Origin of the sequence: Streptomyces toxytricini (assembly GCF_014649915.1) — a bacterium.
In the GTDB taxonomy this organism is placed as follows: Bacteria; Actinomycetota; Actinomycetes; order Streptomycetales; family Streptomycetaceae; genus Streptomyces; species Streptomyces toxytricini.
On sequence record NZ_BMTY01000011.1, the window covers coordinates 223,725 to 248,576 of the forward strand.

Annotated in this window: 19 protein-coding genes; 6 read left to right on the forward strand and 13 right to left on the reverse strand. The window is 75.0% G+C overall.

Going from position 1 to position 24,852, the window contains the following annotated elements:
• The first annotated feature begins 4 nt into the window (after nt 1-4).
• Nucleotides 5-787 carry a YhjD/YihY/BrkB family envelope integrity protein gene (locus IE170_RS16400; RefSeq protein ID WP_189810158.1) on the forward strand — a complete coding sequence of 261 codons (783 nt, stop codon included), beginning with the start codon at nt 5-7 and terminating at the stop codon, nt 785-787.
• A gap of 89 nt (nt 788-876) precedes the next feature.
• On the opposite strand, the gene IE170_RS16405 is transcribed toward IE170_RS16400, so the two are convergent.
• The 4 genes from IE170_RS16405 to IE170_RS16420 form a co-directional block, all read right to left on the reverse strand.
• The gene (locus tag IE170_RS16405; RefSeq protein WP_189810116.1) at nt 877-2,427 is read right to left on the reverse strand and encodes a fatty acyl-CoA synthetase; all 1,551 of its coding nucleotides are present in this window, start codon (nt 2,425-2,427) and stop codon (nt 877-879) included.
• Between the two features lie 51 nt (nt 2,428-2,478).
• Nucleotides 2,479-3,585, reverse strand: a complete 1,107-nt coding sequence (locus tag IE170_RS16410; protein ID WP_189810117.1) for a calcium:cation antiporter — start codon at nt 3,583-3,585, stop codon at nt 2,479-2,481.
• 93 nt (nt 3,586-3,678) lie between these two features.
• Entirely contained in the window at nt 3,679-5,313 is a 1,635-nt protein-coding gene (locus tag IE170_RS16415) for an acyl-CoA synthetase (protein ID WP_189810118.1), read from the reverse strand.
• A gap of 26 nt (nt 5,314-5,339) precedes the next feature.
• Complete coding sequence (locus tag IE170_RS16420; RefSeq protein ID WP_189810119.1) at nt 5,340-6,446, reverse strand: nitronate monooxygenase; 1,107 nt, start codon at nt 6,444-6,446, stop codon at nt 5,340-5,342.
• Nucleotides 6,447-6,592: 146 nt separating this feature from the next.
• Between IE170_RS16420 and IE170_RS16425 the strand changes: the two genes are divergently transcribed.
• On the forward strand, nt 6,593-8,470 hold the full coding sequence (locus IE170_RS16425; protein ID WP_189810120.1) for a serine hydrolase domain-containing protein: 1,878 nt from the start codon (nt 6,593-6,595) through the stop codon (nt 8,468-8,470).
• 40 nt (nt 8,471-8,510) lie between these two features.
• Here the strand turns inward: IE170_RS16425 and IE170_RS16430 are convergent, their stop codons facing one another.
• Nucleotides 8,511-9,428, reverse strand: a complete 918-nt coding sequence (locus IE170_RS16430) for a nitroreductase/quinone reductase family protein (RefSeq protein ID WP_189810121.1) — start codon at nt 9,426-9,428, stop codon at nt 8,511-8,513.
• Nucleotides 9,429-9,893: 465 nt separating this feature from the next.
• Entirely contained in the window at nt 9,894-10,505 is a 612-nt protein-coding gene (locus IE170_RS16435) for a TetR/AcrR family transcriptional regulator (RefSeq protein ID WP_189810122.1), read from the reverse strand.
• Nucleotides 10,506-10,601: 96 nt separating this feature from the next.
• Here IE170_RS16435 and IE170_RS16440 point away from each other — a divergent pair, with 96 nt between their 5' ends.
• Together IE170_RS16440 and IE170_RS16445 are read left to right on the forward strand one after the other, a co-directional pair.
• The gene (locus tag IE170_RS16440; RefSeq protein ID WP_189810123.1) at nt 10,602-11,789 is read left to right on the forward strand and encodes an FAD-dependent oxidoreductase; all 1,188 of its coding nucleotides are present in this window, start codon (nt 10,602-10,604) and stop codon (nt 11,787-11,789) included.
• Nucleotides 11,790-11,868: 79 nt separating this feature from the next.
• On the forward strand, nt 11,869-12,339 hold the full coding sequence (locus IE170_RS16445; protein WP_189810124.1) for a nitroreductase family deazaflavin-dependent oxidoreductase: 471 nt from the start codon (nt 11,869-11,871) through the stop codon (nt 12,337-12,339).
• A gap of 29 nt (nt 12,340-12,368) precedes the next feature.
• On the opposite strand, the gene IE170_RS16450 is transcribed toward IE170_RS16445, so the two are convergent.
• From IE170_RS16450 to IE170_RS16465, 4 genes are all read right to left on the reverse strand, one after another.
• Nucleotides 12,369-13,991 carry a phytoene desaturase family protein gene (locus IE170_RS16450; RefSeq protein ID WP_189810125.1) on the reverse strand — a complete coding sequence of 541 codons (1,623 nt, stop codon included), beginning with the start codon at nt 13,989-13,991 and terminating at the stop codon, nt 12,369-12,371.
• Nucleotides 13,988-16,138 (reverse strand): serine/threonine-protein kinase, encoded by a 2,151-nt coding sequence (locus IE170_RS16455; protein WP_189810126.1) that lies wholly within the window; start codon nt 16,136-16,138, stop codon nt 13,988-13,990. The genes IE170_RS16450 and IE170_RS16455 overlap by 4 nt, the downstream gene beginning before the upstream one ends.
• A 33-nt stretch (nt 16,139-16,171) precedes the next feature.
• Nucleotides 16,172-17,053: an oxygenase MpaB family protein gene (locus tag IE170_RS16460; RefSeq protein WP_189810127.1), complete on the reverse strand. Its 882-nt coding sequence runs from the start codon at nt 17,051-17,053 to the stop codon at nt 16,172-16,174.
• A 224-nt stretch (nt 17,054-17,277) separates the two neighbouring features.
• Nucleotides 17,278-17,703, reverse strand: a complete 426-nt coding sequence (locus IE170_RS16465; protein ID WP_189810128.1) for a VOC family protein — start codon at nt 17,701-17,703, stop codon at nt 17,278-17,280.
• A gap of 167 nt (nt 17,704-17,870) precedes the next feature.
• On the opposite strand from IE170_RS16465, the gene IE170_RS16470 reads away from it, so the two are divergent.
• Nucleotides 17,871-20,258, forward strand: a complete 2,388-nt coding sequence (locus tag IE170_RS16470) for an ATP-binding cassette domain-containing protein (RefSeq protein WP_189810129.1) — start codon at nt 17,871-17,873, stop codon at nt 20,256-20,258.
• A 56-nt stretch (nt 20,259-20,314) separates the two neighbouring features.
• Here the strand turns inward: IE170_RS16470 and IE170_RS16475 are convergent, their stop codons facing one another.
• The 3 genes from IE170_RS16475 to IE170_RS16485 all read right to left on the reverse strand — a co-directional run bounded on the left by IE170_RS16475 (nt 20,315) and on the right by IE170_RS16485 (nt 23,416).
• Nucleotides 20,315-21,505 (reverse strand): acyl-CoA dehydrogenase family protein, encoded by a 1,191-nt coding sequence (locus tag IE170_RS16475; RefSeq protein ID WP_189810130.1) that lies wholly within the window; start codon nt 21,503-21,505, stop codon nt 20,315-20,317.
• 166 nt (nt 21,506-21,671) lie between these two features.
• A complete protein-coding gene (locus IE170_RS16480; protein WP_189810131.1) occupies nt 21,672-22,511 on the reverse strand; it encodes a class II fructose-bisphosphate aldolase in 840 nt (279 codons plus the stop codon).
• Nucleotides 22,508-23,416 (reverse strand): SIS domain-containing protein, encoded by a 909-nt coding sequence (locus IE170_RS16485; RefSeq protein ID WP_189810132.1) that lies wholly within the window; start codon nt 23,414-23,416, stop codon nt 22,508-22,510. The genes IE170_RS16480 and IE170_RS16485 overlap by 4 nt, the downstream gene beginning before the upstream one ends.
• A gap of 231 nt (nt 23,417-23,647) precedes the next feature.
• Between IE170_RS16485 and IE170_RS16490 the strand changes: the two genes are divergently transcribed.
• Nucleotides 23,648-24,445, forward strand: a complete 798-nt coding sequence (locus IE170_RS16490) for a DeoR/GlpR family DNA-binding transcription regulator (protein WP_189810159.1) — start codon at nt 23,648-23,650, stop codon at nt 24,443-24,445.
• Nucleotides 24,446-24,852: the final 407 nt, after the last annotated feature.

Sequence of the window (24,852 nt, forward strand, 5' to 3'; positions counted from 1 at the left end):
GCTCATGGCCTCCCACGTCGGGCTGGCCTGGAGCCGGGGCCGGGAGATGGAGCTGATGCACCGGGCCATGGGCTTCGCCGCCCTGGGCTTCCTGACCCTGGTGCCGCTGCTCGTCGTGGTGGCGGCGGCCGCGCCGGGCTCCGGCTCCGGCTTCGGGCGCTGGCTCGGGCAGGCCCTCGGGGTGAGCGTGTCCTCGCGGGCCCGCGTGGAGATGCTGTTCGGTGCGGCCGATCTGGCGCTGGAGCGGACGACCGCGTTCGGCCTCGCGGCCCTCGCGGTGTTCGGGCTCACGTTCGGCTGGGCCGTCCAGAGGGGCTACGAGAAGGTGTGGGACCTGCCGACGGCCCGCTGGCACACCATGTGGCGGCACGTCGTGTGGCTGGCCCTGCTGGTCGGATACCTCGCCCTGCTCGTCGGGATGCCCACCGCGCAGGACGGCGCCACCGCCGCCCTCGCCACCGCGGGCGACCTCGCCGGAACCTGCCTGTTCTTCTGGGGGTCCCAGCGGCTCCTGCTCGGAGGGCGGGTCCGCTGGCGGGCCCTGCTGCCCGGAGCGGTGGCGACCAGCCTCGGGCTGCTCGGGCTGCGGATCTTCTCCCAGCTGGTGTTCTCCCCGCTGATCGCCTCCAACGCCGTCACGTACGGGCCGTTCGGCACGCTGCTGGTCGTCCAGTCATGGCTCGTCGGCGTCGGGTTCGTCGTCTTCGGCGGCGGCCTCGTGGGCCGGCTGGCGCACGAACACATGACCCGCCGCCGCCTCGGCCACACGGACCGGCCGATCGACTGACCGCGCACGCGCGGGCCGGTCGGGGACGGCGCGGGCACGGCCGGCGGCCCGGCGCGCGGCCGGGCACCCGCGGAGGGGGCTCGGGGAGGTCAGTGGTTGCCGGAGGTGGCGTACCGGTCGCGGAGTTCGCGTTTGAGGATCTTGCCGCTGGCGTTGCGGGGCAGGGCTTCCGCGAACAGGACCCGTTTCGGCGCCTTGAAGTGGGCCAGCCGTTCGCGCGCCCACGCGATCAGCTCCGCCTCCGTCACGTCCCCGCGGGGCACCACCACGGCGGTGACCGCCTCGATCCAGCGCGGGTCCGGCAGCCCCACGACCGCGGCCTCCGCCACCGCGGGGTGGGTGTAGAGGACGTCCTCGACCTGCCGGGAGGCGACGAGCACGCCTCCGGAGTTGATGACGTCCTTGACCCGGTCGACGACGGTGAAGTACCCCTCCGCGTCGCGCACGGCCAGGTCGCCGGAGCGGAACCAGCCGTCCCGGAACGCCTGCCGGGTGGCCTCGGGGGCGTTCCAGTACCCCCGGCACAGCTGCGGGGAGCGGTAGACGACCTCGCCGGCCGTGCCGTCGGGGACGTCCGCGCCGTGCTCGTCGACGACCTTGGCCCGGACGTGCCTGACCGGCCTGCCGCAGGACGCCATGCGTCCGTCGTGCTCGTCCGGTGCGAGCACCGTCGCCAGCGGTCCGATCTCGCTCTGCCCGAAGCAGTTGTAGAAGCCGAGGCGGGGCAGGCGGGCCCGAAGCCGCTCCAGGACGGGCACCGGCATGATCGAGGCGCCGTAGTAGGCCTTGCGCAGGGCGCTCAGGTCGCGCCGCTCGAACTCCGGGTGGTTCGCGAAGCCGATCCACACCGTCGGCGGCGCGAAGAAGCTGTCCGCGCGCCCGGCCTCGACCAGCGCGAAGACCTCCTCGGGCACGGGGGCGTCCAGGATCGTGTTGCGGGCGCCGACCGCCAGGGAGGGCAGCAGGAAGACGTGCATCTGCGCCGAGTGGTACAGCGGCAGCGCGTGCACCGGCAGGTCCGCCGGGTCGAGGTGCAGCGCCTCGATCGCGCTCTCGTACGCGTGGGCGAGCGCCCGGTGCGTCATCACCGCACCCTTGGGCAGGGCGGTGGTGCCGGAGGTGTACAGCAGCTGCACCACGGCGTCCGGGTCGCCTGCCGCCTCGAAGGGCTGCGGGCGGGACAGCGCGTCCAGGAAGGAGCCGGAGGCGTCCCGCAGCGGCCGCACGGCGCGTCCGCCCGGGATCCGGTCGGCCCGGTCGGGGTCGGCGAGGACGAGCGAGGCGGTGCAGTCGTCGAGGATGTGCGCCAGGTCCGCGCCGGTGAGGTTCTGGTTGACCGGGACGTGCACGAGGCCCGCCCGGGCGCAGGAGAGGAAGGCGATCAGGTAGGCGTCGCAGTTGTGGGCGAAGGCCGCCACCCGGTCGCCCGGCGCGAGCCCGTACCGGCCGCGCAGGACGGCGGCGCCGGTGGTGGCGGCCGCGTCGAGTTCCGCGTACGTCCAGGTGCGGCCGCGGTACCGGACCGCCTCGCGGCCGGGGAAGCGGCGGGCGACGGCGCGCACCAGCCCGTCGACGGTCTGGTCGCGTACCGGCAGCGCGCCGTGCGCGTCCGCGCCGTGGTCCTCCCGTGCAGCGGTCATGCGACCGATCGTGACACATCGTCAGGGTCGGCGCACGGGTGCGGTGCGCGGTCAGGGGCTGACGGCGAGGAAGAGGTAGGCGGCCAGGAGGACCAGGTGGACGCCGCCCTGCAGGAGCGTCGCCCGGCCCGGCACGATGGTGAGGGCGCCGACGACGACCGTCAGGGCGAGCAGCACCATGTGGACCGCGCCGAGGCCGAGGAGCAGCGGCCCCGACAGCCACAGCGAGGCCAGCGCGATCGCCGGGATGGTCAGGCCGATGCTGGCGAGGGCGGAGCCGTACGCGAGGTTGAGGCTGGTCTGGACGCGGTCGCGGCGGGCGGCCCGCACGGCGGCGAGCGTCTCGGGGAGCAGGACGAGCAGCGCGATGACGACGCCGACGACGGCCTGCGGCATCCCGGCCTTGGCGACGCCGGCCTCGATGGCGGGCGAGACGGCCTTGGCGTCGCCGACGACCGCCACCAGCGCGACGACCAGCAGTCCGAGGCTGGCCAGGGCGGCGGGTGTGGTGGGCGGTGCGGCATGGCTCTCGTCGCCTCTGCTGCCGTCGGACCCGGGGGTGACGGGGAGGAAGTAGTCGCGGTGGCGGACGGTCTGGACGGCGATGAACAGCCCGTACAGGGCGAGGGAGGCGACGGCGGCGAAGGTGAGCTGCGCGGCCGAGAACTCCGGGCCGGGCTTGCTGGTGGTGAAGGTGGGCAGGACGAGGCTGAGGGTGGCCAGAGTCGCGACCGTGGCGAGGGCGGCGCCCGTTCCCTCGGCGTTGAAGACGGCGACGCGGTTGCGGAGCGCGCCGACGAGCAGGGACAGCCCGGCGATGCCGTTGCAGGTGATCATGACGGCGGCGAAGACGGTGTCCCGGGCGAGGGAGGCGGACTTCTCCCCTCCGTCGGCCATCAGGGTGACGACGAGGGCGACTTCGATGACGGTGACGGCGACGGCGAGGACGAGCGACCCGAAGGGTTCGCCCACCCGGTGGGCGACGACCTCCGCGTGGTGCACGGCCGCGAGCACCGCCCCCGCCAGGCACAGCGCGACGAGGACCACCACGGCCCCGGGCAGCTCCCGCCCCCAGCTGAACGCCAGGGCGATGATCGCGGCGACGGGCACCAGGACGGTCCAGTCGAGGAAGGGGTACTTGCGGGCTGCCGAACTCATAGCCCAAAACTGCCATGCCCGGACCTTCCGCAACGAAAGGCACGAACGTATCGAAGGAACGGAAACACCTTGCGACGGTGTTCGGCAGGGTGGTCACACCGGGCGGTCGTGACCCTGCCAGTACGGGGCGCGCAGGTGGCGTTTGTACAGTTTGCCGTTGGGGTCGCGGGGCATTTCCGTCGTGAAGTCGACCGTCCTGGGGCGTTTGAAGGCCGCCAGCCGGCCGGCGCAGTGGGCGAGGATGTCGGCGGCGAGCGCCTCCCCCGGCTCGTGTCCGTCGGCGGGCTCGACGACCGCCTTGACCTCTTCGCCCCAGTCGGCGTGCGGGATGCCGAAGGCGGCGGCGTCGGCCACGGCCGGGTGGGACAGCAGGACGGACTCGATCTCGGCGGGGTAGATGTTGACCCCGCCCGAGATGATCATGTCGATCTTGCGGTCGCGGAGGAACAGGAAGCCGTCCTCGTCGAGCACACCGAGGTCCCCGACCGTGAAGAAGTCGCCGATGCGGTTCCCGCGGGTCTTCGCCTCGTCCCCGTGGTAGCTGAATCCGCCGGTGTTCATCTTCATGTAGACGGTGCCGAGCCGGCCCGGCGGCAGCCGGTTGCCGTCGTCGTCGAGGACGGCGAGCTCGCTGATGGGCCAGGCCCGGCCCACCGTGCCCGGCTTCTTCAGCCAGTCCTCGGCGGTGGCGAACGCGCCGCCGCCCTCGCTGGCCGCGTAGTACTCCTCCACGCAGTGCCCCCACCACTCGATCATCGCCCGTTTGACGTGGTCGGGGCAGGGAGCGGCGCCGTGGACGGCATGCCGCATGGAGCTCACGTCGTACGCCGAGCGCACCTCCTCGGGGAGGGCGAGGAGGCGGTGGAACTGGGTGGGGACCATGTGGGTGTGGGTGCAGCGGTGGGCCTGGATCAGGCGGAGCATCTCCTGCGGCGTCCACTTGTCCATCAGCACCAGCGGGTGCCCGATGTGCAGGGAGGCGCCGGCGAACTGGAGGACGGCGGTGTGGTAGAGCGGCGAGCACACGAGGTGCACGTTGCCGTCGAGGGGGCGGATTCCGAAGATGCCGAGGAAGCCTCCGAGGTACGTCTCCTCCGGGGCCCGGCCCGGCAGGGGGCGGCGGATGCCGCGGGGGCGGCCGGTGGTGCCGGAGGTGTAGTTCATCACCCAGCCGAGGGTGCGGTCGGCGGGGGGCGCCGAGGGGTGGCCGTCGAGGAGTTCGGCGTACGCGCGGAAGCCGGGCACCGCACCGACGGCGTAGCGGTGGCTCGCGGGCAGGCCGGCCTCGTCGGCGGCGGCCGCGGCGGCGTCCGCGAAGCGCTCGTGGGCGAGGAGGACCTTGGCGCCGGAGTCGGCGGTGATCCAGGCGATCTCCGGCCCGACGAGGTGGTGGTTGATCGGGACGAGGTAGAAGCCGGCCTGCGAGGCGGCCAGGTAGGCGGTGAGGAACTCGGGGCCGTTGGGCAGGACGGCGGCGAAGGCGTCGCCGGGCGCGAGGCCGGCGGCGCGCAGGCCGCGGACGAGCCGGTTGGCGTCCGCGTGGAGGCGGCCGGCGGTCCACTCCTCGCCGCCGGGGGCGACCAGGACGGTGCGCGCGGGATCGGCCGCGGCCTGGGCCCAGAAGCCGTTCGGGAGCGGGGGACGGGACCGGGTCCGGGGCTGGGCCTGGGGGCGGGACCGGGGCCCGGTCCGCGGCCGCTCGCCGCCGGTGTCGCTCGGGCTGCTCACGCTGCACACACCTCTTTCGACGGTTGTCAGGCTCGGCCGGCGATCCGGTTGATGCGGTCGACGGCCCTCTCGAAGCCGCGGGTGAGGTCGTCGACGACGGCCTGGACGCTGCGTTCGCTGGTCATCCGGCCGACGATCTGCCCGACGGGCGTGCCGAGCAGCGGCTGGACCTCGTACCTCTGGATGCGGGAGAGGGCCTCGGCGACGAGCAGGCCCTGGAGGGGCATGGGCAGGGCGCCGGGCCCGTCCGGGTCGTCCCAGGCGTCGGTCCAGGCGGTGCGCAACTGGCGGGCCGGCTTGCCGGTGAGGGCGCGGGAGCGGACGGTGTCGCCGGAGCCGGCGGCGAGGAGTCTGCGGGTGAGGGCGCGGGAGTGCAGGTCGGCTTCGGTGGTGGTCAGCCAGAGGGAGCCGAGCCAGACGCCCTGGGCGCCGAGGGCGAGGCCGGCGGCGATCTGCTCGCCGCTGCCGATGCCGCCGGCGGCGAGGACGGGCAGCGGGGCCACCGCTTCGGCGATCTCGGGGACGAGGACCATGGTGGCTATCTCGCCGGTGTGGCCGCCGGCCTCGTACCCCTGGGCGACGACGATGTCGATCCCGACGTCGGCGTGGCGGCGGGCGTGCTTGGCGCTGCCGGCGAGCGCCGCGGTGAGGACGCCGCGGTCGCGGGCGCGGGCGATGACGTCGGCCGGCGGGGAACCGAGGGCGTTCGCCAGGAGTTTGACGGGATAGTCGAAGGCGACGTCGAGCTGGCTGCGGGCCACCTTCTCCATCCAGCCGGTGATCCGCCAGCCGGAGGCCTCGCCGTCGGGCAGCTCGGGGACGTGGTGCCTGGCAAGGGTGTCGCGGACGAAGGCGCGGTGCCGGGCCGGGATCATCGCCTCGATCTCGGCCTCCCCGATGCCGTCGACCGCCTTCGCGGCGGGCATGACGACGTCGAGGCCGTAGGGCCGGCCGCCGGTGTGGGCGTCCAGCCAGTCGAGGTCGCGCCGCAGGTCGTCGGGGGAGGTGTAGCGGACCGCGCCGAGTACGCCGAACCCGCCCGCGCGGGTGAGGGCCGCGGCGACGGCAGGGAAGGGCGTGAAGCCGAAGAGGGCGTACGGGACTCCCAGCTGTTTGCTCAGCTCCGTCTGCATGGGCGGCAGCATGCCGCAGCACGGCGGCCTACGGAAGGCCTTTTCTGATGCAGCGTCAGATTCTTTGCGGGGGTGAGCGTGCGGCCCACGCGCCCCCTGCGGGCAGATACTTCGAGAGGCCGACGGGCCGGACGGGAGGCCAGGCGATGGAGGCACACAAGGGGGCCGGGAGCGGCACGGCATCGCACGGCCCGGGAGTGGAGCGCGGGGGCGCACCGCCGCCGGGCCCGGGCGCCGGAGGCGGCCCCGCCCTGAGCCGGCGGCGGCTCGGCGGCCGGCTGCTCGCCCTCGGCGGCGTCCTGCTCCTGCACGGCGCGCTGCCCGGGGCGGGGGCCGCGGGCGACCCGGCGGATCGGCGGGCCCTCCAGGGGCTGCGGCTGCGCTACGGCCCGGCCCGCCGGGCCGGACTCGTCGAGCGGCACCTGGAGGAGGCGGCGCAGGAGGCGGCCCGGTTCCTCGGCCCCTCCCCCGAGCGCCCGTACTACGCCGGCGCCGTCGTCCTCGCGGGCCGCGGCCGGACCGTCGCCCTGCACCGGGCGATGGGCCACGCCCTCCGGTACGCCGACTACGACGGGCGGACCGACACCGCCCGCGAGCTGCCGCCGCAGGAGCGGATCCCGATGGCGGAGGACACCGTCTTCGACCTCGCCTCCCTCACCAAGCTGTTCACCTCGCTGCTCGCCGCCCAGCAGATGGAGCGCGGTCGGCTGGAGCTGGAGGCGCCCGTCCGCCTCCACCTGCCCGAGTTCACCGGCGGCGGCAAGGAGCTGATCACCGTCCGGCAGCTGCTCACGCACACGTCGGGGTTGCGCTCCTGGGCGCCGTTCTACCAGGAGCCCACGAGGGAGGGGCAGTTGCGGCTGCTGTGGTCCGTGCGCCCGCAGGAGCCGCCGGGCAGTGTCTACCGCTACTCCGACCTGAACCTCATCACCCTCCAGCTGCTCATCGAGAAGGTCGCCGGCCGCCCCATCGACGTCCTGCTCCGCGACGAGATCACCGGCCCGCTCGGCATGCACCGGACCCGCTTCAACCCCCCGCGGTCCTGGCGCCGGTCCACGGCCGCCACCGAGGTGCAGCGGCCCCCGTGGTCCGGCCTGGACCGCGGCCTCGTCTGGGGCGAGGTGCACGACGAGAACGCCCACGCCCTCGGCGGCACCGCCGGCCACGCCGGCGTCTTCGGCACCGCCTGGGACCTGGCCGTCCTCGCCCGCACCCTCCTCGACGGCGGCGCGTACGCGGGCAGGCGCATCCTGCGCCCCGCCTCCGTCGAGCTGCTCTTCACCGACTTCAACACCGCCTTCCCCGGCGACGACCACGGCCTCGGCTTCGAGCTGTACCAGCACTGGTACATGGGCGCGATGGCCACCCCGCACTCCGCCGGCCACACCGGCTTCACCGGCACCTCCCTCGTCCTGGACCCGTCCACGGACTCCTTCCTGGTCCTGCTCGGCAACTCGGTCCACCCGGTGCGGACGTGGCGGGCGGGCAGCGCCCCGCGCGTCGCCGTCGGCAACCGTTTCGCCCGCGCCGTCCCCGTCCGCACCCGGCACGGCGGCCCCGCCTGGTACTCGGGGATGGAGCCCGGCGCCTCCGGCACGCTGGCCCTGCCTCCGCTGACCCCCGCGACGGCCTCCGCGCGGCTGCGCTGCGCCGTGTGGTGGGACACCGTGCCGGGGGCGGGCTTCCTGCACCTGGAGGCGTCCGCGGACGGCCGCGCGTGGGAGCCGCTGCCGTTCAGCACGGTCCGCGCCACGGGCGGCACCGCCGAGGAGTGGCCGCAGGGCCGCGTCGACGGCTGGTCGGGCCGCATCTGGCACCGCCTCGAAGCCCCGCTCGGCGCCGCGTGGGCGGGGCGGCAGGTCCGGCTCCGCTTCCGGCACGAGGCGACCGGCCGCTACGTCGGCCGCGGGGTGTACGTGGACGTCGTACGGGTGTCGGAGCCGGCCCGGCTGCTGTTCGCGGAGGACCGCCCGGCCGACGCGGCCGGCATCGAGGCGGCCGGCTGGAGCCGCTCCGCCGACTGACCCGCCCCGCCGGCCGCGGTCCCGGCCAACCCGGGCCCCGTCAGGCGGGCGGGCCCGGCGGGAAGGGAATCTCCGCGAGGAGCGGGAGGACCTGTTCCTCCTCGTAGTCGAGGTGAGTGGTCAACTCCTCGCTCAGCCGCTCCAGTTCGGCGCGGAAGCGGTCGGGGTCGGCCGTCGCGGCGTCCGCGAGCAGCAGGCCGAGCTCCTGCTGGAGGCGGGCGACGGTGCGGTGTTCGGCGGCGAGCCGTGCGAAGGCGTCCTCCAGGTGGGGGTGGGCGGCGGCGAGCGCGGGGAAGACGTGTGCGTCCTCGCCCTTGTGGTGGAACTCGAGGGCCTGGCAGAAGGCCAGGCAGTGCTGGCGGATCTGCAGGCCCAGGCCGGGCGCCGGCGGCGGTGCCGCGCCGTCGCGGGCGGCCTGTGCGCGGGCGGTGAAGAGTGCGTCCGTCTCGGCACGGACGTGCCGCAGCTGCCCCCTCAGCCACACGTGCACCTCCAGGAGCTTGTCGGCGAGGCTGCGGACCTCCGCCGGCCCCTCCCCCGGTGCCGGATCGGAGCGCTGGAGCACCACGACCGGCAGGGTGCGGGAGGTGCGGTCCTGGTAGTCGGCGTAGCCGGGCTCGGCGGCCGTGACGTACGCGAACAGCCGGTCCCGGTGCGCGCCTTCGGCGGGAACGGCGACCGCCTCGTACTCCTCGGTGGCGGTCTCCACGCGGACGAGGGGGTGGGCGAGCAGGTTGTGGTACCAGGCGGGGTGGCGGTCGTCGCCGAGGTTGGAGCCGACGACGAGCAGCCCCTCCTCGTGGGGGACGCGGCCGAGCGGGGTGGTGTGCTGCCTGCCGGTCCTGGCGCCGGTCGTGGTGAGCAGCAGCAGGTCGCTGCCCTCGAAGGGGCCGCCGACCTTTCCGCCGTTGGCCCGGAACTCGTCGATGACCCACTGGTTGAAGTCGGTTGCGGACATGGGGAGTCGGTTCTCCTGGATCGTGGGCGCGCGCGGGGGCGCGGTACGGAGGCGGCCGACCCCTCGGAGGGGGCCCGGCCGCGGCTCGTCGGATCCCGCACACCGGAAGACGGGTGCCGGGGGGGGGACGGAGCGGGGTTGGGGCGCCGGGCATGACGCCGGGCCGGGGGCCTGGCGGGATGCGGGCGCCGGGTGTCAGCGGCCGGCTGCCGGTGCCGCGTGGGGCACGGCGGTACGGCCGCGCGCCGGGGCGCCGCTTGCGTGCGCGGCGCGGCGGCGCCGGTACGGGCCGCCTGCGGGAAGAGGACTCATGCGGTGTCCTGGGGAAAACGGGTGGTCGCCCGATCGCCGGCCTGCCCACTGCTCTTTGGCCGGCGCCACGCGCCACGGACGCCATTAGAACGATCATCCGCCCGGATTGTCAACGTCCGGCGCCACACGGCGGCTGCCCGCGGGCTCGGGGCCTCAGGCGAGTGCGGCGTCGAGCATCCGGCGTGACGCCTCGGCCAGTTCGGCCGGATCGGGCTCCGGGCGGGAGCGGGCGAGGGCGCCCGCGAGCCGGTCGTAGAGGAGTCCGTCCATCCAGGCGACCAGGAGTTCGGCGGCCTCCCGGGGCCGGGGTGCGCCGAGCGCCGCGAGGACCGCGGCGGCCTTGGCGCGCGGCACCTCGCCGGCGCGGTGGAAGTCGGCCTCCAGCTCGGGGTTGCGGGCCGCCTCCAGGCTCAGTTCGAAGCGGGCGAGCTGCCGGGCACGCCCCTCGGTGAGCCACCGGTGGAGGGCGGCGGCCATGGCCGCGGCGACCGCCTCGCGGTCGGGGGCCGCACCGCCGGCGGTCAGGGGGGAGCGGTCGATGTCCTCGACGTCGAGTTCTGCGAGCCGCTGGTAGCAGGCGCCGATGAGGGCGGTCCGGGTGCGGAAGTAGTACGAGGTGCTTCCCGCCGGGATCCCTGCGGCGGCGTCGACGGCGCGGTGGGTCAGCCCCCGCAGACCGGCCGCGGCGACGAGGTCGATCGCGGTGTCGGCGATGAGGGTGCGGCGGTCGGGCCGGGCGGTGCTGCGGGATGCGGGGCTGGACATGCCGCCACTCTACAGCTGTAGAGTGAAGACCACGCCTCTACGGATGTAGAGGGTGCGCCCAGTGGGTCGAACCGTCGAGGAATCGGGAGGGACGCCATGTCCCAGCGTCATGCGGTCGTGGTGGGTGCGGGCATCGGCGGCCTCACGGCGGCCGTGGCCCTGCACCGCCGCGGCTGGCGGGTCACCGTCTGCGAGCGGGCCCCGGAGCCCCAGGCTGCCGGGGCAGGGATCGTCCTCGCGCCGAACGCCCTGCACGCCTTCGAGGTGATCGGCTTCGACGCCCGCACCGCAGCCGGCCGGGCCGTCCCGGCCGCGCTGGGGCTGCGCCGCCGGGACGGCCGCTGGCTCAGCCGCGCCGACAGCGCCGCCATCGCGGCCCGCTACGGCGTCCCGCCGCTCGCGGTCTTCCGCCCGTCCCTCGCCGCCGGCCTGACCGCCGCGCTCCCCGCGGGCACCGTCCACCACGGGGCGGCCGTCGACTCCGTCGACGACCCGGACGGCTCCCCCGTCGTCCGCACCTCCGCGGGCGAGCTCGCCGCCGACGTCGTCCTCGCCGCCGACGGCATCCACAGCCCGACCCGCCGCCGCTTCTTCCCCGACCACCCCGGCCTGCGGTACAGCGGGGAGACCGCCTGGCGCACGGTGCTCCCGGCCTCCGACACGGACCTGCCGGAAGCGGCCGAGACCTGGGGCCGCGGCGAGCGCTTCGGCATCGTCCCGCTCGCCGACGGCCGCGTGTACGTCTATGCCACCGCCGTCGTCCCGGAGGGCTACCGCCCGGCCGACGTCCGCACCGAGCTGCTGCGCCGCTACGGCACCTGGCACGACCCGATACCGGCGCTCCTGGAGCGGATCGACCCCGCGGCCGTGCTCCGGCACGACCTGTACGACCTGGCCGCCCCGCTGCCCCGCCACCACCGCGGCCGCCTCGCCTGGCTCGGCGACGCCGCCCACGCCATGACGCCCAACCTCGGGCAGGGCGGCTGCCAGGCCGTCGAGGACGCCGTGGTCGTCGCGCACCTGCTGGACGGCGCCCGCACCCCGGCGGACGTGTCCGCCGCGCTGGCCGCCTACAGCGCCGCCCGGTGCGCCCGTACGGACGCCATCCGGGTACGCGCCCACCGGGCGGGCCGGATGGCCGCCCTCCGGAACCCGCTGGCCGCCGCCGTCCGCGACCTCGCCGTACGGGCCGCCCCGGCCGGCCCGGCGCTGCGGGCGATGGACGGCCTGCTCGGCGGGTTCGTGCTGCCGCCCCGCCCCCGGACGGCCCCGGCCGAGGCATAACCGGAAGCCCGCCGCCGTTGACACCCCCGGGCAGCCCCCGCCCGGCAGCGCGCAACCGACCGCGAAGGCAGGCAGCGACATGACGACCACCGGCATCGACTGGGACCACCCGAAGGACCCGCGCCCCGGCTGGCAGCTCGACCACGTCCGGCAGTACGTCGAGTCGGGCGGCACCGAGGGCCACCGCTGGCGGGGGACGCAGACGCTCCTGCTGACCACGGTCGGCCGTGTCTCGGGCAGCGCGGTGCGGACCCCGCTCATCTACGGCGAGGCCGACGGCCGCTACCTCGTCGTCGCCAGCCGCGGCGGATCCGCCGAACACCCCCTGTGGTACCGGAACCTGACGGCCCACCCGGAGGTCCGCATCCAGGTCGGCCCGCAGGTGATGCAGGGGACCGCCCGCACGGCGACCCCCGAGGAGCGGGCCGCGTACTGGCCCGTCATGGTCGGGCACTGGCCGGCGTACGAGGACTACCAGGCCCGCACGGAGCGCGAGATCCCCGTCGTCGTGATCGAACCTGCGGGGCGGGAGCCCGCCGCCGGCGCCTGACCGGCGGCGGGCCCGCGGTGGGGCAGGCGTCAGCGGCCCAGGACCGCCATGGCCGCGTTGTGGCCGGGCACCCCGCTGACGCCGCCGCCGCGCACGGCACCCGCCCCGCACAGCAGGACGTTCGCGTACGGGGTCTCCACGCCCCACCGGCCGGCCGCCCCGGCGTCCCCGCCAGCATCCCGGTAGGGCCATGACAGGTCCCGGTGGAAGATGTGCCCGCCGGGCAGGCGCAGGTCGCGCTCCAGGTCGAGCGGCGTCTTGGCCTCGATGCAGGGGCGGCCGTCCGCGTCGAAGGCCAGGCAGTCGGTGATCGGCTCGGCGAGGTGCTCGTCCAACTGGGCGAGGGTGGCGGTCAGGAGCACCTCGCGGGTCCCCTGGTTGTCCCTCTCGAAGAGGCGCGCCGGGGTGTGCAGGCCGAACAGGGTGAGCGTCTGGAAGCCCTGCTCGACCAACTCCGGGCCGAGGATCGTGGGGTCGGTCAGCGAGTGGCAGTACACCTCCGACGGCGGGACCGAGGGGAGTTCCCCGGAGGCTGCCTCGGCGTGCGCCCGGGCCAGGTTCGCGTACCCCTCGGCGATGTGGAAGGTCCCTGCGAACGCCTCCCGCGGGTCCACGGAGGCGTCCCGCAGCCGGGGCAGCCGGCGCAGCAGCATGTTGACCTTCAGCTGGGCTCCTTCAGCGGCGGGCTTCGGGGCCTCCTCGCCGAGGAGTTCGGCCAGGGCCCGCGGGGAGGCGTTCACGAGGACGGTGCGGCCGGCGACCCGCCCCTCGCCCGTCGCCGTGCGGAAGACGACCTCGGCGGGACCGCGGCCGTCGGTGTCGATGCGGAGCACCTCGTGCCCGGTCGCGATCTGCGCGCCCGCCGCCCGTGCGGCGCCGGCGAGGGCGTCGGTGAGCGCGCCCATGCCGCCGACGGGAACGTCCCAGTCTCCCGTGCCGCCGCCGATCACGTGGTACAGGAAGCAGCGGTTCTGGACCAGGGAGGGGTCGTGCGCGTCGGCGAAGGTGCCGATCAGGGCGTCGGTCAGGACGACGCCCCGGACGAGGTCGTCGTCGAAGCGGTCCTCCACCGCCCGCCCGAGGGGCTCCTCGAACAGCATCCGCCAGGCCGCCTCGTCGCCGATGCGCTCCTTCAGCTCGGCGCGGGTCGGCAGCGGCTCGGTCAGCGTCGGGAAGACGCGCTCCGCGACGCGCCCGGTGGTCGCGTAGAACTCCCGCCAGGCCGCGTACGCGCGGTCCGAGCCGGTCAGGCGCAGGAAGGACTCCCGGGTGCGGTCCGTGTCGCCGCCGACGTACAGCCCGTCGGGCCGGCCGCCGCGCGCCTCGTCCGTGTACGGCGTGTACGAGGAAACGGACCGCTTGCGGACGGCGAAGTCCAGCCCGAGGTCGCGGACGATCTTGCCGGGGAGGAGGGAGACGAGGTAGGAGTAGCGGGACAGCCGCGCGTCCACCCCGGCGAAGGGGCGGGTGGAGACCGCGGCCCCGCCGGTGCCGCCGAGGCGTTCGAGGAGGAGCACGGAGCGGCCCGCGCGGGCCAGGTAGGCGGCGGCGACGAGGCCGTTGTGCCCGCCGCCCACGATCACGTCGTCGTACACGTCCCGGTATGGCTGCCGGGAGGAGTCCTGCCCGATGGTCGCGCCCAAGGTCGTCATGGCTCTTGGTAACACACCTGCGCGAGCCGCTCCAGACAGTGCGCTTCGTCGGCATGGGCCGCGACGGTCTCGGGGTGGGCGTCGCCCAGGGAGCGCTCGCGGATGCCCGCGAGGTCCCGGTAGACGGGCAGCGCCTCCTCCCAGCGGTCCAGCCGGCTGAGCCCGACGGCCAGCTCGCGGCGGCTGACGAGGGTGTCGGGGTGCTCGGGCCCGAGGGCGTCCGCCCGCGCGGCGGCGACCTGCCGAGCCACGGCGACCGCCTCCTCCCAGCGGCCGAGCCGGCCGAGGTTGACGCCGAGGACGTGCCGGGCGCGCAGCGTCTCCGGGTGGGCGGCCCCGTACGCCCGGGTGCGGTCGCGGATCAGGCCCCGGAACAGGTCCAGGGCCTGGGCTGCGCGGCCGGTGCGGCCGAGGGCGATCCCGGTCTCGTACCGGGCTGCGAGGGTGTCGGGATGGTCGCGGCCCAGCACCCGTTCCCGGGCCGCGGCGACCTCCCGGAAGGCGTCGAGGGCGTCCTCCCAGCGGTCGAGGCGGCCCAGCGCGTACGCCGCCTCGTACCGGCTCAGCAGCGTGTCCGGGTGGTCCGGCCCCAGGACGGCGGCCCGGTCGGCGGCGGCCGCGGCGGCCGTGCGGTGCGCCTCGGCGTGGCGGCCCAGGGCGCCGAGGGCGCAGGCGAGGTTGTGGCGGCAGCGCAGCGTGTCGCGGTGGAGGGGGCCGGCGCTGCGCTCCCGCGCGACGAGCACCGCCCGGTACAGGTCGTGCGCCTCCTGGTGGCGGCCGAGCCGGCCCAGCTCGTACGCGGCCTCCTGGCGGGCGGCGAGGGTGTCGGGGTGGTCGGCGCCGAGGGCGCGGGTGCGCCCGTGGGCGACGGCCTCGTACGCGGCGAGGGCCTCTGCGGGGCGGCCGGCGCGGCTGAGCGCGAAGGCGCGGGCGTGGGCGGCGGCGAGCGCGGCGGCGCCCGGCGGCCCGGACGTGCTCCGGTCCGCGCCGTGCGGGCCGGTGCCGTACGCGAGGGTGTCGTCCGGGGCGGCGGCGGGCCGGGGGATGCCGTACGGCGCCGTCAGCCGCGGGTCCTCCGAGGGGGCGGGCCGCAGGATGGCCGCGCCGGCCGTGGCCCCGACGGCGGCGGACAGGCCGCCGCCGGGCGGGCGCGCGGCCGTCCAGGAGCCGGTGAGCACGGCCCACTCCCCGCTCGCCGGCCGGGCGTCGATGCCCGCCTTGCGGCCGGCGGTCATGCCGCGCGCCCAGCCGGGCAGGGGGGCGGGGCCGCCGGGCGCCGGGCCGGGACCGAGCCGGGCCTCGACGAGCCGCCGGTGCACGTCGCGGGCGTCGCCGGGCCGGTCGTCGGGGCACTTGGCGAGCAGGTCCAGGACCGCCCGCTCGAAGTACTCGGGCAGGTTGGGCCGGTGCTCGCGCAGCGGCACCGGCGCGTTGTCGCGGTGCCCGACCAGCACGGACCAGGAGTCGCCCAGGTCGAACGGCGGGGCGCCGGTCGCGATCTCGTACAGGACGCAGCCGAGGGAGTACAGGTCGCTGCGGTGGTCGACCTCGCCGCCGGCGATCTGCTCCGGCGACATGTAGTGAGGGGTGCCCATCGCCATGCCGCCGCCGGTGAGCTTCGCCGTGAAGCCGATGTCGTGCGCGAGGCGGGCGATCCCGAAGTCGCAGATCTTCACCGTCCCGTCGGTGAGCCGCATGATGTTGGCCGGTTTCAGGTCCCGGTGGACGACGCCCTGGTCGTGCGTGTAGCCGAGGGCCGCGGCCAGCTGCTCGGCGATGTCCACGACGACGTCCACGGGCAGCGGCCGCGCCTGGTTCTCCTCCATCAGCTGGCTGAGGTTGCGGCCGTCGAGGAGCTCCATGACCAGGTACAGGGGGCCGCCCGCGGCGCTGTCGTCGCCGAAGTCGTGGACGACGGTGACCCCGCGGTGCTGGAGCGAGGCGGCGACGCGGGCCTCGCGGCGGAACCGCTCGCGCAGCACCTGGGTGAAGTGGTTGTCCTGCTGGCCGCCGAGCGGTTTGAGGCATTTGACGGCCACGTGCCGGCCGAGGGACTCGTCACGGGCCCGCCACACCTCGCCCATGCCGCCGCGCCCGATCAGATCGAGCGACCGGTACCGGCCCTGGATCAGTCTGGACTCCGCCATGTCTTGAAGCCGCCCCCGTTGTCGTGCTGCGTCCTACGCCCTCCCCGGCCGGTCCAGTATGGACGCTGGTGTACGCAGTGTGTACGCCGAGGGACGGCTCCCGGGGCCCATGCGGCGCATCGCTTTCAAGATGTGACCTGGAGGCAGCCGCCAGCGCAGACCTGCGGGAATGCTGCGCAGCAGGGTACCGGTGAGGCGCAGGCGCCGGGTGACCGTGCGCGGGGCGGGCGCGGGTCTGCCGTACAGCCGGTGCGCGTACGCCGGGAGCGATCCGTAGGCAAGTGCGGCAACCGGCCGCCACAGCAGGTTTCGGCCAGGTTCCAGCAGCGCGGGGACGGGCGGGGCGCGCAGGAAGTCGTCGACGGCGCGGGCGTCCGCGCCGGCCGCGAGCCGCGGCCGGACCTCGTCGAAGTAGGCGGCGAGCGCCGCCGTGTCGGCGGGCACGCCGGCGGGATCCAGGCCGACGAGGCGGGCGCCGGCCCGGTTCTCGTCGACGTACAGGTCCGCCTGGGCGGGGGTGAGGCGGACGCCGGAGCGGCGCAGCACGTGCAGGAAGCTGTCGATCTGGGCGCAGTGCACCCACAGCAGCAGGTCGGGGTCGTCCACGGGGTACGGCTCCCCGGTGCCCGGGTCGGTCGCGGTGAGCGCGCGGTGGATCGCGCGGACGCGGGCGCCGGCGCGTTCGGCGTCGGCGGTGGTGCCGTAGGTGACGGTGCCGACGAAGTCCGCGGTGCGCAGCAGCCTGCCCCAGGCGTCGCGGCGGAAGTCGGAGTTGGCCATGACGGCGCGGACGGCGCGCGGGTGCAGGGCCTGGAGGTAGAGGGCGCGGACTCCGGCGATCCACATCATCGGGTCGCCGTGGCAGTGCCAGGTGACGGATCCGGGTCCGAACAGCCCGGGATCGGCCCCGCCCATCGCCCGCCTCCCCCGGTCGCGCCGCCGGTCCGGACGTGCGGCCCGGGCCGTGAGGGCGGGAAGAGCCCGCCCGCTTCTCGCGGAACCCGATTGTGCGGTGCGCGGCACGGGGTCCGCTTCTCCGCATCCTCGCCATGGGCTCTTCCCGCACTTTCATGGAAGCACTCCGCGGCACGCTCCGCCAGCGTCCGCGGGCGGCAGGGGGGTTGCGGGCCGCCGAGGGGTCAGGCGTCCTCGGTGCCGAGCGGCTGGGTGAAGCGCAGGACGTTGCCGGCGGGGTCGCGGAAGGCGCAGTCGCGGACGCCGTAGTGCTGGTCCGTCGGCTCCTGGACGACCTCGCCGCCCGCCTCGCGGATCCGCTCGAAGGCGGCGTCGCAGTCCTGCGTGGCGAAGATGACCCCCCGCAGCAGGCCCTTCGCCATCAGGTCGGCGACGGCCTGCCGGTCGGCCGGGGTGGCGTTCGGGTCGGCGAGGGGCGGCTCCAGGACGATGGCCACGTCCGGCTGCGCGGGCGACCCGACGGTCACCCAGCGCATGTCCCCGAAGCCGACGTCGCCGCGCACTTCGAGGCCGAGGACGTCGCGGTAGAAGGGGATCGCCTTGTCGTGGTCGTCGACGGCGATGAAGCACTGGGAAAGCGAGATGTCCATGCGGCCCACGCTAAGGCCGCGGGGCGTAGCGCGCCGGGCGGCGGCGTGCCCGGTGCAACGTTTCGGCGGGCGGCGCCGCGCGGGCCGTCCGAAGCTGGTTGGATCGGACCGGGCGACACGCGAAGGAGCCGCACGGGCGGCTCCGCCCCACGGATGGAGCAGTGAGAATGGCCAGGAAGTCGGATCCGCGGTCGCCTGAGCCGCACACCGCGGACAGCCACGACCTCATCCGCGTCCACGGCGCGCGCGAGAACAACCTCAAGGACGTCAGCATCGAGATCCCGAAGCGCCGGCTGACGGTGTTCACCGGCGTCTCGGGATCGGGCAAGAGCTCCCTGGTCTTCGACACCATCGCCGCGGAGTCGCAGCGGCTGATCAACGAGACGTACAGCGCGTTCCTGCAGGGCTTCATGCCGAACCTGGCCCGGCCGGACGTCGACGTCCTGGACGGGCTGACGACCGCGATCGCGGTGGATCAGCAGCGGATGGGCGGCGACCCGCGCTCGACGGTCGGCACCGCCACCGACGCGAACGCGATGCTGCGGATCCTCTTCAGCCGCCTGGGCGAGCCGCACATCGGCCCGCCCGCCGCGTACTCCTTCAACGTGGCGTCGGTGTCGGCGAGCGGCGGGTTCACCGTCGACCGCGGCGCCGACAAGACCCGTACCGAGAAGGTGTCCTTCAGCCGCACCGGCGGCATGTGCACGCACTGCGAGGGCCGCGGCCGGGTCTCCGACATCGACCTCGCCCAGCTGTACGACGACTCGAAGTCGCTCTCCGAGGACCCGTTCACCATCCCCACCTACACGGGCGGCGGCTGGGTGGTGCGCGTCATCGCCGAGTCGGGGTTCTTCGACCCGGACAAGCCGATCCGCGCGTACACGAAGAAGGAGCGGCACGACTTCCTGTACCGCGAGCCGACGAAGGTGAAGGTCAACGGCATCAACCTCACCTATGAGGGGCTGATTCCGAAGCTGCAGAAGACGTTCCTGTCGAAGGACCGGGAGTCGATGCAGCCGCACATCCGGGCGTTCGTCGACCGGGCGGTCACCTTCGCCGACTGCCCCGACTGCGGCGGCACCCGGCTCAGCGAACTGGCGCGCTCCTCGCGGATCGGCAAGGTCAACATCGCCGACGCCTGCGCGATGGAGATCCGCGACCTCGCCGAGTGGGTCCGCGGGCTGGACGAGCCGTCGGTCGCCCCGCTGCTGGGCAAGCTCCGGCACACCCTCGACTCGTTCGTGGAGATCGGCCTGGGCTACCTCTCGCTCGACCGGGCCGCGGGGACCCTGTCGGGCGGCGAGGCGCAGCGCACCAAGATGATCCGGCACCTCGGCTCGTCCCTCACGGACGTCACGTACGTCTTCGACGAGCCGACGACCGGCCTGCACCCGCACGACATCGAGCGGATGAACGGCCTGCTTCTGCGGCTGCGGGACAAGGGCAACACGGTGCTGGTGGTGGAGCACAAGCCGGAGGCCATCGCCGTCGCGGACCACGTCGTGGACCTCGGTCCGGGCGCGGGCGCGGCGGGCGGCACCGTCTGCTTCGAGGGCACCGTGGAGGGGCTGCGCGGGAGCGGCACGGTCACCGGCCGCCACCTCGACGACCGGGCCGCGCTCAAGGAGACGGTCCGCAAGCCGACGGGTGCCCTGGAGATCCGCGGGGCGCGCGCCAACAACCTGAAGGACGTGGACGTCGACATCCCGCTCGGGGTGCTCTGCGTGGTCACCGGTGTCGCGGGGTCCGGCAAGAGCTCCCTGATCCACGGCTCCATCCCCGCGCCGGAGGGCGTCGTCTCGGTGGACCAGGCCCCGATCCGCGGCTCGCGCCGCAGCAACCCGGCGACGTACACGGGGCTGCTCGACCCGATCCGCAAGGCCTTCGCCAAGGCCAACGGCGTCAAGCCCGCCCTGTTCAGCGCAAACTCGGAGGGCGCCTGCCCCACCTGCAACGGCGCCGGCGTCATCTACACCGACCTGGCGATCATGCAGAGCGTCGCCACGACCTGCGAGGACTGCGAGGGCCGGCGGTTCGACGCCTCGGTGCTGGAGTACCGGTTCGGCGGCCGCGACATCAGCGAGGTGCTCGCCATGCCGGTGACGGAGGCCGAGGAGTTCTTCGGGGCCGGCGAGGCCCGCACCCCCGCCGCGCACCGGATCCTCGAACGGCTCGTCGACGTCGGACTCGGCTACGTCAGCCTGGGCCAGCCGCTCACCACGCTGTCGGGCGGCGAGCGGCAGCGGCTGAAGCTGGCCACGCACATGGGCGAGAAGGGCGGCGTGTACGTCCTCGACGAGCCGACGACCGGCCTGCACCTCGCGGACGTGGAGCAGCTGCTCGGCCTCCTCGACCGGCTGGTCGACTCCGGGAAGTCGGTCATCGTCATCGAGCACCACCAGGCCGTGATGGCGCACGCCGACTGGATCATCGACCTCGGCCCCGGCGCCGGCCACGACGGCGGCAGGATCGTCTTCGAGGGCACGCCCGTCGACCTCGTCGCGGCCCGCTCCACCCTCACCGGCGAACACCTGGCCGAGTACGTCGGCGCCTGACGCGCCCCCGCCCGGGCCGCCCCCACCGGGCGGGCGGCCGGGGGCCGGCCGGCCGCTCAGCGGCGGACCCGGGGCATCCCCAGGCCGATCCAGGCGATGATCTCGCGCTGGATCTCGTTGTTGCCGCCGCCGAAGGTGAAGACGACGGCGCTGCGGTAGCCGCGTTCCAGTTCGCCGTGCAGGACCGCGCCCGCCGAGCCCTCCTTCAGCGGGCCGGCCGCGGCGACCACCTCCATCAGCCAGGCGTATGCGTCGCGGCGCGCCTCCGAGCCGTACACCTTGACGGCGGAGGCGTCCTGCGGGGCGAGGGTGCCGTTCTGGACGGCGCTGACCATCTGCCAGTTCATCAGCTTCATTGCGTCCAGCCGGACGTGGGTGCGGGCGAGCCTCGTCCGCACCCAGGGCAGGTCGATGACGCGGCGGCCGTCGGCGAGCTTCGTTCCGGCCGCCCACCGCTGGACGTCGTGCAGGGCCCGGATCGCCATGGTGCCGTGGGCGGCCAGGGTGACGCGCTCGTGGTTGAGCTGGTTGGTGATCAGCCGCCAGCCCTCGTTCTCCCGGCCGACGCGGCGGCTCGCGGGGACGCGTACGTCCTCGTAGTGGCTCGCCGTGGTGTCGTGCGAGGCGAGGGTGGTGATGAGGGTGCAGGAGTAGCCGGGGTCGGTGGTGGGGACCAGCAGCAGGGTGATGCCCTTGTGCGGCGGGGCCGCGGGGTCGGTGCGCACCGCGAGCCAGACCCAGTCGGCGGTGTCGCCGTTGGTGGTCCATATCTTCTGCCCGTTGACGACGTACGTGCCGGTCTCCTCGTCCCCCTCGCGGACCGCCCGGCACTTCAGGGCGGCCAGGTCGGTGCCTGCGTCCGGCTCGCTGTAGCCGATCGCGAAGTCGATCTCGCCGGAGAGGATCCGGGGCAGGAAGTAGGCCTTCTGCTCGTCGGTGCCGAACCGCATGAGGGTCGGCCCGACGGTGTTGAGCGCCATCAGCGGCAGTGGTACGACCGCCTGCGCGGCCTCGTCGAAGAAGATGAACTGCTCCACCGCCGACAGGCCGCGCCCGCCGTACTCGACGGGCCAGCCGACCCCGAGCCATCCGTCGGCGCCCAGGCGGCGGATCGTCTTCCGGTAGAAGCGCTTGTGGGCGGCCGGGTCCGTGGGGCGGGCGCGTTCGTCCTGCGGCACCAGTTCGGCGAAGTAGGCGCGCAGTTCGGCACGCAACTGCCGCTGCTCGGGGGTGTATTCGAGGTGCACGGGCCCTCCGGTGGTGTGGTGGCGCGGGCGCGGTCGCGTTCGGGGCCTTGCGAGTGGGGGGCAGGGTAGAACGCGTTCCATCAATCCGGAAGGGCGGCCGTGCGGGACACCCCGCCCGCACGGCCCGGACCTCGGCACCGTCCTCAGCGCGCCGCGGCTCGCGCGCTCAGCCCGCCAGCACCCCCAGGAGGGCCACGGCCGTCGCCGCCATCGCCGCCCGGGCGGCGGTCAGGTAGGGGCGCGGGTCCGCCGGGGTCAGGTGCGCGCGGATGGCGTCGGTCATGGCCACGTTCAGCGCCGTGCCGATGTTGACCTTCCGGATGCCGCCCGCGACCGCGGCCGCCAGCTCCGCGTCCGGCAGTCCCGAGGAGCCGTGCAGCACCAGCGGCGCGTCCACGGCCTTCGCCAGCCGTGCCAGCAGCGCGTGGTCCAGCGACGCGGTGCGGCTCGTCATCGCGTGGCTCGTGCCGACCGCCACGGCCAGGGCGTCCACCCCCGAGTCGGCCACGAACCGCCGGGCCTCCTCCGGATCCGTACGCGCCCCCGGGGCGTGCGGGTCGAGGGGGGCCGCACCGCCCTTCCCGCCGACCTCGCCCAGCTCCGCCTCGATCCACAGCCCGTTGGCGTGCGCCCATTCGGTCGCCGCGCGCGTCGCCTCCAGGTTCTGCGCGTACGGCAGCCGGGCCGCGTCGAACATCACCGACCCGAAGCCGGCGTCGACCGCCCGCCGCAGCAGCTCGGCGCTCTGTACGTGGTCGAGGTGCAGCCCCACCGGCACTCCGGCCGCCTCTGCACAGGCCGCGGCCGCCCGCGAAATGGGCAGCAGCGCCCCGTCGCGGAACTTCACCGCGTTCTCGCTGAGCTGGAGGATGACCGGCAGGCCCGCCTGCTCCGCGCCCGCGACGACGGCCTCCGCGTGCTCCAGGGTGATGATGTTGAACGCCGCGACGGCCCGGCCCGCGGCCGCCGCCTCCGCGACCAGCGCACCGGCGGGGACGAGGGTCATCGGACGGCCTCCTCGCCCGCCGCGAGGATCACCGACCGCGTCAGGTTCCGCGGCCGGTCCGGATCCAGCTCCCGGTCGGCGGCCACCGCCACCGCGAGCCGGTGGACGCGCACCAGCTCGGCGAGCGGGTCCAGCCGGCCCTCCACCCACCGGCCGCCCGCTTCCTCCACCTGCGCGGACAGCCCGTCCGGCGCCCCGCCGAGCGACCAGGTGACCGTTCCGGGGCCGGTGATGCTGATCGGCCCGTGCCGGTACTCCATCGCCGGGTAGGACTCCGCCCACGCCAGCGACGCCTCGCGCATCTTCAGCGCTGCCTCGTGCGCCAGGCCCACGCTCCAGCCGCGGCCGAGGAACGTGAACTGGCGGTGCAGCGCGATCCGTTCGGGCAGCGCCTCGGCGAGCGCGGTCCGCGCGTCCGCGACCGCGGCCGCGGTGTGCCGGCCGACGTGGGCGCGCAGCAGCGTCAGGGCGGTCGTCGCGAACCGGGTCTGGACGACGGACCGCTCGTCGGCGAAGTCCAGGACGACGAGGTCGCCGGCGAGCGCCATCACGGGCGTCGCGGGGTCCCCGACCACCGCGGTCGTCGCCGTCCCCGCGTCGCGCAGGCCGGCCAGCAGTTCCAGGACCTCGGTGGTGGTGCCCGACCGCGTCACGGCCACCACCCTGTCGTAGCGGCGGTGCAGGGGGAACTCGGACGCGGGGAACGCGTCCGTCTCGCCCTGCCCGGCCTCCTCGCGCAGGGCGGCCGCGGCCTGCGCCATGTAGTACGAGGTCCCACACCCCACGATCGCCGCCCGCTCCCCCGGCTGCGGCAGCACCGCCCGCTGCCCGGGCGCCAGTTCGGCTGCCCGCTCCCAGCACTCGGGCTGCGTGCCCAGTTCGTACGCGACGTGACTCTGGCTCATGGCGGCTCCCTGGCCGGACTGGTGCGGGTCGGGTGGGCGTGGCACTTGATGGCGAGCGATGCGCTTTCCTGCAAGGTATCGGGCACTTTCACGCAACTTCAAGCATCGCCGTACCGCGAGGCGCCTGCGTTAATGTCGGCGCACGGGCCGCGGCATGAGCGCCGCCGCCGGCCGGAGTGCCGGGCACACCGGGAAGACCCGGAACACCGAGGGGGCGAACGCGTGGGATCCATGACCCGCAAGGAGCGCTGGCAAACGCTGCTGGACCTGCTGGTCGAGCGGGGAGAGATCGAGGTCGAGCCCGCGGCGGAGACGCTCGGCGTCTCCGCCGCGACCGTCCGCCGCGACCTCGACCTGCTGGCCGAACAGCAGCTGCTGGTCCGCACGCGGGGCGGTGCCGTCGTGCACGGGGTGTCGTACGAACTCCCCCTGCGCTACCGCACGTCCCGCCGGGCCGCGGAGAAGCACCGCATCAGCGAGGCGGTCGCGGCCCTGATCACCCCCGGCGAGGTGATCGGCCTGACGGGCGGCACGACCACCACCGAGGTGGCCCGCGCCCTGGCCGCCCGCCCGGACCTCGCCGGCGCCGACGCCCAAGGCGCCGGCACGCCCGCCCTGACGGTGGTGACGAACGCCCTCAACATCGCGGGCGAGCTGGTCATCCGCCCCCGGTTCAAGATCGTCCTGACGGGCGGGGTCGCCCGCGCCCAGTCGTACGAGCTGACGGGCCCGCTCGCGCAGCAGGTCCTCGGCCAGCTGTCGGTGGACACGGCGATCGTCGGCGTCGACGCCTTCGACCCGGCCGACGGCGCCGCAACCCGCCACGAGGACGAGGCCGCGATGAACCGCCTCCTGTGCGACCGCGCCCGCCGCGTGGTCGTCGCAGCGGACTCCAGCAAACTGGGAGCCCGCGCCTTCGCCCGCATCTGCCCGACGTCCACGGTGGACACCCTCGTCACGGACACGGCACTCCCGGACGAGGTGGCGGAACGGTTCGAGGCGGCGGGCGTGGCGGTACGGCGGGTGTGAGGAGGCGGGGCGAGCGGGAGCCGCGGGGGCGGGGTGGAGGCGCTGGGGCGGAAGTCGCGCAAGCGCGGGCCGCGCGGGCCGCGCGGGCCGCGCGGGCCGGAGCGAGCCGAGCGGGCGAGGGGGCTGAGCGGGGCCGCGCGGTCGGGGGCGGCCGGAGCCGGCGAAAGCGGAGTGCCGGAAGCCGACCGGGCGGGGTCGGGCGGAGACGACGACAGCGAGGGGCGAGAGCCCGCGGTCGGCGGTCGAAGACGGCGGAGGCGGGCAGGGCGGGAGCCAACCCGCCGGAGCCGACCGAAGACGGCGGGAGCGGGCAGGGAGGGAGCCGGTGAATCGGGGTCGGTGGGTGCGGGGGGTGTCCCGGCAGCCCATTGTCCTTCCGGGTCGGGCCGCCCTGTAAAGGGCGCTCC